The sequence below is a fragment of the Nonomuraea sp. NPDC003201 genome (genome assembly GCF_053590415.1).
Genome location: NZ_JBSFTC010000345.1, coordinates 1 through 10,911, shown reverse-complemented (window position 1 = coordinate 10,911; position 10,911 = coordinate 1). Strand labels below are relative to the sequence as shown.

Here is a 10,911-nt window from a genome sequence, read left to right as displayed (position 1 = left end):
AGCCGAGCAGCCGTCGCGACGGGCAGCAGCGCGTACGTCCCCGCCGCCCAGGCCCGCGCGGGCACCGCCGGGATGACGTGCCGGGTGGCCAGGTACGCCGTCGCGCCCGCCAGCGGCACCGAGCCGAGCAGCAGCACGGACACGGCCAGCCACGTCTTGCCGAACGCGAGCGTGGCCAGGGCCGCGAGCACGGCGACGTACGGGGGCGTCCAGGCGTTCGAGCCGAGCCCGATGTCGTGGAAGCCCTCGGTGCAGAAGGCCCACAGGTCGCCCGCGCCGCCCGTGACCGGGACGAGGGCGCCGCCGCCGAGCCGTTCGCCGCCGAGGAGGGAGCGTTCGGCGACCAGCGCGACCGCGGTCAGCGCGAGCATGAGGACGACGCCGGGGCGGCTGAGGAAGCGTTTGACCGCGCCGGTGTCCGCCGGCACGACCTCGTACTCGTCCTCGGCGGAGGTGGAGGCGGTGGCGGTGGCGTGGTGGTGGCGGCCCGTCGAGTCCACGGGCGCCTCGCCGGCGAGGAAGCTCCGCACCATGTCGATGAGCCGCCGCCAGGCCGCGCCCCGAGGGGTCATCAACCGCTTTATGCGGATATATCCCTTCTTGCGGGCCTGCCTGTTTCCGGCGGGGCGGCGGGCCCGGCGCGCCCGCAGCAGCCGGAACGGATGCAGCAGGATCGACGCCATCGCCGCCAGCTCGTCCAGCGCGTTCGCGGGCTGTTTGCTCACCACGAACAGCGCCGTGCGGAGGGCCGAGCCGAGCACGTTCCGCAGCAGCGCCCAGAGCATCGCGCCGAACGGCAGGTTCGCCATCACCACGAAGATCGCGTTACGCCTGTCCAGCCTGCGGGGATGGTCGCCGCTGACCGTGATCCTGCGCCGCCTGCGGGCCGCCGCCTCGGCGTGCCAGGCCACGGCGGAGGTCACGTTCAGGACCTTGTGCCCGGCGTTGCGCACCCGCCAGCACAGGTCGAGGTCGTCGCGGAACAGCGGGAAGAACGGGTCCAGCCCGCCGACCCGCTCCCACACGTCGCGCCGGATGAGCATCCCGGCCGTGGACACCGACAGCACGTCCCGCGTCCCGTCGTGCTGCCCCTGGTCGAACTCGCGCGGCTCCAGCCCCGTCTCCCTGCGCCCGGTGCGGCCCACGGTGACGCCCACTTCGAGCAGGCGCCGGCGGTCGAGCCAGTCGAGCAGCTTCGGGCCCAGCACGGCGGCCTTCGGATCCTGCGCCGCCGCGGTGAGCAGCGCCTCCAGCGCGCGCCTGTCGGGGCGCAGTCGTCGTGCAACAGCCAGATCCACTCGTCGCTTCCGGCGGGCGGCAGCTTGGCGAGGACTTCGGCGACGGACTCGCCGAAGCCGGTGGAGCGCGGCAGGGAGATCAGGTTGCCGCGGCCGAACGCCTGGGCGAGCAGGTCGGCCGAGCCGTCCCTGCTGCCGTTGTCGACGCCGGCCACGCGGTCCGGCCTGCGACTCTGGTTCACCAGAGCACGCAGCGTCTCCCCCAGCCAGCGCGCGCCGTCATGAGCGACGACGATCACGGTGACATAGGGACGTGACATGGGCGGATGCTCCTGAGGGGGGTAGAGCAGGCGCGCCCACCATATACCTGGGACAGCTGGGACAGCAGATGCGGAAAGGGTCACGCGTTCGACCGCGTGACCCTTCCGCCCATATACCTAAACGGCCTGGCGCTTGATCCGTCTGCGCTCCCGCTCGGACAACCCACCCCAGATGCCGAACCGCTCATCGTGCTCGAGTGCGTATTCCAGACACTCTGCACGGACCTCGCACGATCGGCAGACCTTCTTGGCCTCTCTGGTGGAGCCGCCCTTCTCCGGGAAGAACGCCTCCGGATCCGTCTGCGCGCACAACGCGCGCTCCTGCCAGCCGAGTTCTTCAGCGTCAAGCTGATCCTGTGCGATGACCGGATCGGTCACTGCACACCTCCCTGCCGCCCGCCCGCAATGGAGCCCCCCATGGACGCCTTCCTTATTACCCACCCATCGGAAGGCGTAACAACATGGTTGTAATTACACGCGTGTGCTGTAGCTGACGTCAAGCGGCATGCAGCTATCCGGGGAAAGACCAGAGCTCGCCCCGGTGTGCTTGGCATGTGATGTTCACGCCCGGCCGACACCCTTTTGCGCGCGGCGTCGTAAGGCTCGTTCAACCTGTCAGCGGTCCGAACCGTACCAGGGCGGGATAGACACCCGCCCAGGCCCCACCTTCTCTCTAGTCGTTCATTACCGGTCCGTTACCTGCGGGGCTCGTTGGGCGTGTATATGGCCGTAGGGTCGATCGGGTCGTCTCCCGGGCGCGCGCCGTAGGGGGTGGAGTCGAGCCGCATGGTCGCGTCGCCGACTGGCTCCGCCTGGTGGGGCCAGGGCTGCTGCTGCTGTTGGGGCGCCTGGTGGGTGGGCCGGTACTGGCCCTGCTGGGGCTCGTAACCACCCTGCTGGAGGTGCTGCGGGTGGCCGAGCGGGTCCTCGTACGACCTGGGCGCCTGGCTGGAGTAGTCGGGCACACGCAGCTCCGGCTGGGTGCCCGCGGTGGAGTGCTGGACCGTCGAGTGCTGGCCGGTGGAGTGCTGGTACGTCTCCGCCTGCTGGTAGGCGTCCATGAGCTGCTGGGAGCGCGGGTCCACGGGCGGGTCGGGCTCCTGGTACGCGGACGGGGTGGCGTACTCGCGGCCCGAGTAGCCGGTGAACGGCTGGCCGCCCTGCTGGTCGAAGGCGCTCTGGCCGAAGTAACTCTGCTGCTGCTGTTCGGCGGCCGGCGGGTAGGGGACGCTCGGCGCGGTGTCGCCGGCCGGCGTCGGGAAGGCCTGGTCGGCGAACGCGTTGGGCGCGGCCTCCGGGGGCGCGTACGGGTTCGGGCGGTCCGCGGGCGGGGCGTAGGGATTGGGCTGCTGGTCCGCGGACGGGGCGTACGGGCTGGGCTGGTCGGTCCCGGGCGGCGCGTACGGGTTGGGGCTGGACTGGCCGTAGGCGCTCGGCTGGCTGTCGGCCGGTACGTACGGGGCGGGCTGGTACTCGACGGCCGGCGGGGTGGAGTACTCCTGGGCCGAGGGGACCGAGGGGGCCGTGTCGGCGGGGGCGTAGGCCGACGGGGCGAAGCCCTGCGGGGCGTAGGCCTGGTCCGGCTGGCCCTGGTCCGGCGAGCCGAAGCTCGGCGGGGCATAGGACTGGTCGGGCTGGCCAGGTCCGAAGCCCTGGGGAGCGAAGGGCTGCTCGGGCTGGGTCTGCTCCACCGGCTGGAAGTTCGGCGAGGAGTAGCCCTGGCCCGCTTCCCCCGGTCCGAAGCCCTGCGGGGTGAAGGACGGCTCAGGCTGGCCCGACCCGAAACCCTGCGGGGCGTAGGGCTGCTCAGGCTGGTTCGATCCGAAGCCCTGGGGAGCGTAGGGCTGCTCGGGCTGGCCCGACCCGAAGCCCTGGGGGCCGAAGGACTGCTCGGGCTGGCTCTGGTCGGCCGATCCGAAGCTCTGCGGCGCGTAGGGCTGGTCCGGCTGGCCCTGCTCCAACGAGCCGAAGCTCGGCGTGGAGTAGGACTGGTCCGGCTGGCCCTGCTCCGGCGGGCCGAAGCTGGGCGCGGGGTAGGGCTGCTCGGGCTGGCTCTGGTCCGAGGGGGCGGCGGGCAGGGCGCCCCTGATCACGTGCAGCTGGGGCTGCGGCTCCGGTTGCGCGGCCTGGGGCTCGGGCTGGCCGCCGAAGCTCGGGGGCTGCTGGCCGTACTGGCCCGACGGGGGTTGCTGGCCGTATTGGCCGGAAGGCGGCTGCTGCCCGTAACCGGGCTGCTGGCCGGACGGCGGCTGCTGGCCGGACGGCGGCTGCTGGCCGGACGGCGGCTGCTGGGCGAAGCCCGGCTGCGGGCCGTACGCGCCCGAGGGCGGCTGCTGGCCGTAAGGAGCCTGGCCGTAGCCGGGAGCCTGCTCCGGCTGCCCGAAGCCCTGCTGGGGCTGCTCGGGCTGGCCGAACTGCTGGGGCTGCTGCGGCTGGTCGGGCTGGCCGAACTGCTGCTGCTGCCAGGGCGCCTGCTGGCCGAGGTTCGGGTGGTGGTAGACCTGCGCGACGGGCCGCTCCGGCAGGATCTGCGGGATCAGGTACACCAGCGTGACGGCGACCAACGCGACGGAAGGCACGCCGAGGAGCACCAGCTGCATCGTCGGCCAGGCCCCGAACCCGGAGAACAGGCCGAGGATCAGCGACAGCATGCCGAACACCGTGGCCAGCACCAGCCCGACCGCCGACCCGTACATGATCGGCTTGGCCTTGGGCGACGGTTCGCCGACCTTGGTGACCAGCAGCACGGCTCCGAGCAGCAGCGCGGGAACGACGGGGTTCGCCAGGTCCAGGACGTTCGCGGCCGCCCGCCTGGGCAGGCTGGTCAGGGACGTCGACGAGCCGACCAGGACGTCGCCGACCGCCAGCAGCACGGTCAGCAAGCCGAGGACGAGCATGATCCATGCACCCGGCTCCTTCAGCCGGGCGACGTCAAATTTGCTCACAAGTACCCCCATCGGACCCTTTAGCCCGAAGGGAGTTTGCCACATGACCGACTCGAGTGGCGGGGGTCCCAGGAACCTCCTACATCCCAATTCGGCCTACACCTGGCACTTCTCTCATATCAAGTGGGGTAAAACCACACCCGAGACGGGGTTGTCAGGGGCCGATGGAAGACTGGCGGCATGCACATCGTGTCACTCGCGGGCGGCATCGGCGGCGCCCGTTTCCTGCGCGGACTGCGCGCGACCGCGCCGGATGCCACCATCACCGTCATCGGCAACACGGGTGACGACATCACCCTGTTCGGCCTCCGGGTCTGCCCCGACCTCGACACCGTGATGTACACCCTGGGCAACGGCATCGACGAGGAGCAGGGCTGGGGGCGCGCCAAGGAGTCCCACGTCGTCAAGGAGGAGCTGGCCGCGTACGGCGTGGAGCCGCAGTGGTTCGGGCTCGGCGACCGCGACTTCGCCACCCACATCGTGCGCTCGCAGATGCTGGAGGCGGGCTACCCGCTGTCCCAGATCACGCAGGCGTTGTGCGCGCGCTGGCAGCCCGGCGTGCGGCTGCTGCCGATGACCGACGACCGCTGCGAGACCCACGTGGTGATCGAGGACGAAAACGGCAAGCGCGCCATCCACTTCCAGGAGTGGTGGGTGCGGCTGCGCGCCTCGGTCCCGGCGCAGTCGTTCGCGCTGGTGGGGGCCGACACGGCCAAGCCCGCGCCGGGCGTGCTCGACGCGATCGAGCAGGCCGACGTGGTGATCCTGCCGCCGTCCAACCCGGTCGTGAGCATCGGCACGATCCTGCAGGTCCCGGGCATCCGCGACGCCCTGCTGCCCAAGACCGTGGTCGGGGTCTCGCCCATCATCGGCGGCGCGCCGGTCAGGGGCATGGCCGACGCCTGCCTGACCGCCATCGGGGTGGAGACGACGGCGCAGGCCGTGCTCGACCTGTACGGCCCGGAGCTGATCGACGGATGGCTGGTGGCGGAAGAGGACGAAGGGGTCGCGCTCGACGGCGTACGGGTGATCGCCCGGCCGATCCTCATGCACGACGCCGACGCCGCCGCCGACATCGCCCGCACCGCGCTCGACCTGGCCCAGGAGCTCGCCCGATGACCAGCGCCCCCCGGCGTTTCGAGGTGATCGCCGTCGAGGGCATCGGCGAGGTGCGGCCCGGCGACGACGTCGCGGAGCTGCTCAAGGACGTCGGCCTGCGGGACGGCGACATCGTGGTCGTCACGTCCAAGATCATCAGCAAGGCCGAGGGCCGCGTCCGCCGGGCCCCCGACCGCACCCAGGCCATCGAGGACGAGACCGAGCGCGTGGTGGCCAGGCGGGGCGACACCGTGATCTCCCAGACCCGCCACGGCTTCGTCATGGCCGCCGCCGGAGTCGACGCCTCCAACACCGAGCCGGGCACCGTGCTCCTCCTCCCCGAAGACTCCGACGCCTCGGCCAGGCGCATCAGGAAGGGCCTGGCCGTGCGGGCGGGCGTGATCGTCTCCGACACGTTCGGCCGCCCGTGGCGCGAAGGGCTCACCGACGTGGCCATCGGAGTGGCGGGCATGCGCCCGCTCGACGACTTCCGTGGCACCTCCGACGGCTACGGCAACGAGCTCAACGCCACCGTCACCGCGCTGGCCGACGAGATCGCGGGCGCGGCCGAGCTGGTCAAGGGCAAGCTCGGCGGGGTCCCGGTGGCGATCGTGCGCGGGCTGTCCCACCTGGTCACCGACGACGACGGGCCCGGGGTCAGGCCGCTGGTGCGGCCGGCCGACGACGACCTGTTCCGCTACGGGTCGCGGGATGTCGTGTTCGCCCGCCGTACGATCAGGGAGTTCTCGGACCGGCCGGTCGATCCGGCGAAGGTGCGCAGGGCGGTCGCGGCGGGCATCGCCGCGCCCGCGCCGCACCACACGACCCCCTGGCGGTTCGTGCTGGTGGAGTCGCCGAAGACGCGCACCAAGCTGCTCGACGCCATGCGCGACGCGTGGATCGAGGACCTGCGCGGCGACGGGTTCAGCGAGCAGTCGATCGCCAAGCGGATCAAGCGGGGCGACGTGCTGCGCGACGCGCCCTGTCTGATCGTGCCGTGCCTGGTGATGGAGGGCTCCCACACCTACCGCGATGATCGGCGCACCGCGTCGGAGCGGGAGATGTTCGTCGCGGCGACCGGCGCCGGGGTGGAGAACCTCCTCATCCAGCTCGCCGTCGAGGGGCTGGGCTCGGCGTGGGTGTCGTCCACGATGTTCTGCCGCCCGGTGGTCCGCGAGGTGCTCGCCCTGCCCGGCTCCTGGGACCCGATGGGCTGCGTGGCCGTCGGCCACGCTGCCGCCCCGCCGCGCGACCGTGCTCCCCGCGACCCGGACGACTTCATCCTCACGCGCTGACCACGGCCGAAAGGATAGGTCAAACAGGCATTTACCGTTAGGAAAGTTTCCTTTACATTTGGGGCATCCCCCCATGTGAAGGAGCAACTTCATGAGAAGGACGCTCACGTTAGTCGCCGTGGTGGTGATCGCCGTCGCCACCACGCTGTTCAACACGGCGCCGGCGTTCGCGCACGGCTACGTCAACTCCCCACCCAGCCGGCAGGCCAACTGCGCCCAGGGCAAGGTCCCCAACTGCGGCAACATCATCTACGAGCCGCAGAGCGTGGAGGGCCCGAAGGGGTTGCGGAGCTGCCACGCCAACCTGTCGCAGTTCGCGCAGCTCAGCGACGAGAGCAAGCCGTGGCCGGTCGCCCAGGTGGGCACCACGGTGACCTTCAACTGGACGTTCACCGCCAGGCACGCCACGCTCAACTACGAGTACTACATCGGCAACACGCGGGTCGCCGTCTTCAACGGCAACGGCCAGCAGCCGCCCGCGACGGTCTCGCACACGGTCAACCTGTCCGGCTACTCGGGCCGGCAGAAGGTCCTGGCGATCTGGAACATCTCCGACACCGCCAACGCCTTCTACTCGTGCATCGACCTGCAGATCGGCGGCGGTGGCGGCAACCCGAACCCGACCCCCACCCCGACCGTCACGCCGACCCCCAACCCGACGCCCACGCCCACTCCCACGACGCCGTCGGGCACGTGGAAGGCCGGCACCGCGTACGCGGTCGGCAACACCGTCACCTACAACGGCGTCACGTACCGCTGCATCCAGGCCCACACGGCGCTGGCCGGCTGGGAGCCGCCCAACGTCCCGGCGCTCTGGCAGCGCGTCTAGCCAGCCAGAAGGGGGCGTTCCGCCAGGAGCGCCCCCTTTCTCATGGGGTCGGCTTGCAGGTGGGGTGGCAGAGCCGGCGGGCCAGGGCGGCGAGGAAGACGTCGATGATCTCCCCCGGCTCCTGGGCCTCGTGCAGCGAGCCGTTCGTGGCGGCCGTGATCCGCGACAGGCTGTCGTGGTCGACACCCTTGCCGAAGGCGATGATGATGATCTGTACGGGCTTGTCGGGGTTCCACTCGTGGCGCAGCTTGTCGAGGAGCTCCGGCAGCTTCGTGCCCTTGCCGTCGTCCTTGCCGGCCGTGATCACCAGGAGCGCGTTGTTCATCTCCTCGCGGTACTCGCTGGTGACCTTGCGGAAGCCGCCGAGTATCGCGTCGTAGAGCGAGCTGTCCAGGGTGGGATGGGCGGTGATCGTGCCGGTCAGCTCGGCGAGGCGGCTCTTGCGTACCACCTGTCCGGTCTGGGGCTCGTTGATCGGGCCGAGCCCGACCCGCTCCCGGTAGGGCTTGAGGCCGCCCAGCCCCTCGGCGAACTCCCACAGGCCCATGTGCGTCGAGTCCGGGAAGAGCTGCAGCCCGATCTTGGCCGCGTCCAGCGCGATGCTGATCCTGGTGGTGCCGTTCAGCGACTCGGCCATGTGCTTGGAGGTGTCGGCCAGGACGAGGATGTTCGTCGGCGGGGCCAGCCGGCTCCAGGCCCGCAGCGCCTCGTCGATGTCCTGCGACGACACCGACGACCTGGTCTTCGGGGTCTCCGAGGGGATCTGCGGCCCCGGCGAGATGGGGCCCAGGGTGCCGTCGCCCGACCTGAACCCGGCCCGCCGGACGATCTCCTGCGCCTGCGAGCCCTTCAGCCAGTCGGCGAAGACCGTGGACGCCTCGGCCACCGTGGGGTCGGTCGCGGTGACGACGTACGGGTAGTCGAGGTTGATCGTGCCCTCGCGCGGGTGCAGCGCGACGACCGGGTCGGCGGAGGGGCGCTGGTTGTGGTTCCAGACCGACTGCTCGGGGACGATGACGACCGGACGCTGCCAGAACGTGTGGTCGTCGACCGCCGCCAGCATGCTGCGGTAGTCGGGGGCGGAGCCGGCCTGCGCCCACCGTACGAACGCGGTCAGCGCCTTGTCCGCCTCCGGCCCCGTGCCGACGACGTCCCTGGCGGCGGCCACGGTCGCGATGCCCGCCCCGGCCAGCGACGGGTCTGGTACGCGTACGACGTCCGGCTCGTCCGAGTTGGGCGTCAGCCGCCCGCGCACGGTGGCGGGGAAGACCATCCGCCAGTTCATCTCGGTCTTCCCCACGGAGAAGCGCTGGGCCAGCGACGAGCGGGTGGCGAACACCAGCGGCGAGGTCGCCACCACGCTCTCACCGGCGGGCAGCGCGCTCGCGCCCTGCTGGCGGGCCAGCCTGATCCAGGCCGACGAGTCCGCGATCCACCCGTCGGGCCGCTCGCGCAGGACGCCCGCGCGGTCGCCGATCAGCGTACGCAGGACGGTGGCCGGCGACTGCTCGGTCACCTGGACCAGCACGCACCGGCCACCCACGGACGTCTTCGTCTCGTTGAACCGCTCGGCCGCCTCCATGGCCGCCGGGGCCACGTCGACGGCCGCCGCGACGCTGACCAGAACAGGCTCTCGTGTGCTGCACAGCAGGCCGCCACTGCCGAACACCACCACGAGGCCGGCGGCCACGATGACCACCGCGGTCAGGCCCGCCAGCACGCCGCGCCGGAAAGCCTTCCTGCGTCGCAGCTCAGCGGGCAGCGGAGCGCGGTGCCGACCTAACCGCACGGTGAACCTCTCTCCCAGGGGAGTGATGATTCTTCCAGCGCCTCCCATGGCGGGCGCAAGCCTTGTTAGAACATGTTACAACTACGCCATCGGCAGGACCCTCCGGACGCTCTTGCACACGCCGTCGCTGGCCTCGGACGCCGCGAGCCGTTCGTCCGTGGGGACGCCGTACTCGGTGGTGCGCTGCCTGACCGGCCTGCCGGTGACCTCGACCATCTCGCGCAGCTCGCTGATCGTCTTGTACGAGCCGTTCTCCGAGCCCGCCATGCGGCTGATGGTCTCCTCCATGAGGGTGCCGCCGAGGTCGTTCACGCCGCCCTGGAGCACCTGGTGGCACAGGTCGTCGCGGAGCTTCACCCAGGAGCACTGGATGTTCTTGATCGCGCCGTGCAGGAGGATCCTGGCGAGCGCGTGCACGGCCCTGTTCTCTGCCGCCGTGGGGCCCGGGCGGGCGATCCCGGCCAGGTAGATGGGGGCGCTGGTGTGCACGAACGGCAGCAGCACGAACTCGGAGAACCCGCCGGTCCGCTCCTGGAGGCTGCGGATCAGCTTGATGTGCCTGACCCAGTGCAGGTGGTTGTCGACGTGCCCGTACATCATGGTGGACGTGGTCGGGATGCCCACTTTGTGGGCCGTCGTGATGACCTCGACCCACTCCTTCGCGGGCAGCTTCCCCTTGGTCAGCACCCACCTGACGTCGTCGTCCAGGATCTCGGCCGCCGTCCCGGGCAGCGAGTCCACCCCGGCCTCCTTGGCCGCCTCCAGCCACGCCTGGATGGACATGTCGGTGCGGCTGGCCCCGTTGATGACCTCCATGGGGGAGAACGCGTGCACGTGCATCCCGGGCGTCCGCTCCTTGACCGCCCTGGCCAGGTCGAAGTACGCGGTGCCGGGGAGGTCGGGGTGGATGCCGCCCTGCATGCACACCTCGGTCGCGCCCGCGTCCCACGCCTCCTGGGCCCGGTCGGCCACCTGGTCCAGGCTCAGGGTGTACGCGTCGGCGTCGGTCCTGCGCTGGGCGAAGGCGCAGAAGCGGCATCCGGTGTAGCACACGTTGGTGAAGTTGATGTTCCTGTTGACGACGTAGGTGACCTCGTCGCCCACGGCCTGCCGGCGGAGGTCGTCGGCGATGGCGGCCAGCTCGTCCAGCGCCTCGCCTTCGGCGGCCAGCAACGCCACGGCCTCGGCGTCACTCAACCCACCCGGATCGGCCGCCGCCCGCCGCAACGCCCGCCTCACCTCCCCGGGCGTCCCGCTCCCGGCACCGGCGAGCGAGGCCCCGCTCGAAGCACCGCCCGCCGCCACGCCATCCGCCGACACGCCTGCCGACGCGGCACCGGCTGGCACGGCGCCCGAAGCGGCGTCCGCAGCGCCCCCGGCCGCAGCGCCCGCTGGCC

At 71.3% G+C, this 10,911-nt stretch carries 8 protein-coding genes and 1 pseudogene; 3 read left to right on the top strand and 6 right to left on the bottom strand.

All coding sequences use genetic code 11. From position 1 onward, the window contains the following. The 4 genes and pseudogenes from ACWDX9_RS53150 to ACWDX9_RS53135 form a co-directional block, all read right to left on the bottom strand. Positions 1 to 1,298: glycosyltransferase family 2 protein (locus ACWDX9_RS53150; RefSeq protein WP_449969689.1), on the bottom strand; the 1,298-nt coding region annotated here is incomplete at its 3' end. Positions 1,299 to 1,309: 11 nt separating this feature from the next. Then, a pseudogene (locus ACWDX9_RS53145) lies at positions 1,310 to 1,558 on the bottom strand (glycosyltransferase family 2 protein); the annotation flags it as partial. Between the two features lie 117 nt (positions 1,559 to 1,675). Beyond that, complete coding sequence (locus tag ACWDX9_RS53140; RefSeq protein WP_020546325.1) at positions 1,676 to 1,936, bottom strand: WhiB family transcriptional regulator; 261 nt, start codon at positions 1,934 to 1,936, stop codon at positions 1,676 to 1,678. A gap of 317 nt (positions 1,937 to 2,253) precedes the next feature. Further along, a complete protein-coding gene (locus ACWDX9_RS53135; RefSeq protein WP_449969686.1) occupies positions 2,254 to 4,503 on the bottom strand; it encodes a hypothetical protein in 2,250 nt (749 codons plus the stop codon). Between the two features lie 180 nt (positions 4,504 to 4,683). On the opposite strand from ACWDX9_RS53135, the gene cofD reads away from it, so the two are divergent. From cofD to ACWDX9_RS53120, 3 genes are all read left to right on the top strand, one after another. After that, positions 4,684 to 5,622 (top strand): 2-phospho-L-lactate transferase, encoded by a 939-nt coding sequence (cofD, locus tag ACWDX9_RS53130; RefSeq protein WP_355190746.1) that lies wholly within the window; start codon positions 4,684 to 4,686, stop codon positions 5,620 to 5,622. Beyond that, positions 5,619 to 6,896 carry a coenzyme F420-0:L-glutamate ligase gene (locus ACWDX9_RS53125; RefSeq protein WP_449969683.1) on the top strand — a complete coding sequence of 426 codons (1,278 nt, stop codon included), beginning with the start codon at positions 5,619 to 5,621 and terminating at the stop codon, positions 6,894 to 6,896. Before cofD ends, ACWDX9_RS53125 begins: the two co-directional genes overlap by 4 nt. 91 nt (positions 6,897 to 6,987) lie before the next feature. After that, positions 6,988 to 7,725, top strand: coding sequence for a lytic polysaccharide monooxygenase (locus tag ACWDX9_RS53120; protein WP_449969681.1), 738 nt, complete (start codon positions 6,988 to 6,990; stop codon positions 7,723 to 7,725). A gap of 40 nt (positions 7,726 to 7,765) precedes the next feature. On the opposite strand, the gene ACWDX9_RS53115 is transcribed toward ACWDX9_RS53120, so the two are convergent. Together ACWDX9_RS53115 and cofH are read right to left on the bottom strand one after the other, a co-directional pair. After that, positions 7,766 to 9,514 carry a substrate-binding and VWA domain-containing protein gene (locus ACWDX9_RS53115; RefSeq protein ID WP_449969679.1) on the bottom strand — a complete coding sequence of 583 codons (1,749 nt, stop codon included), beginning with the start codon at positions 9,512 to 9,514 and terminating at the stop codon, positions 7,766 to 7,768. An 81-nt stretch (positions 9,515 to 9,595) separates the two neighbouring features. Then, positions 9,596 to 10,911: 5-amino-6-(D-ribitylamino)uracil--L-tyrosine 4-hydroxyphenyl transferase CofH (cofH, locus tag ACWDX9_RS53110; RefSeq protein ID WP_449969676.1), on the bottom strand; the 1,316-nt coding region annotated here is incomplete at its 5' end.

Excerpts from the sequence above, each read along its gene's own strand:
- cofD (WP_355190746.1), top strand. The coding sequence starts at position 4,684 with ATGCACATCGTGTCACTCGCGGGCGGCATCGGCGGCGCCCGTTTCCTG.
- ACWDX9_RS53125 (WP_449969683.1), top strand. The coding sequence starts at position 5,619 with ATGACCAGCGCCCCCCGGCGTTTCGAGGTGATCGCCGTCGAGGGCATC.
- ACWDX9_RS53120 (WP_449969681.1), top strand. The coding sequence starts at position 6,988 with ATGAGAAGGACGCTCACGTTAGTCGCCGTGGTGGTGATCGCCGTCGCC.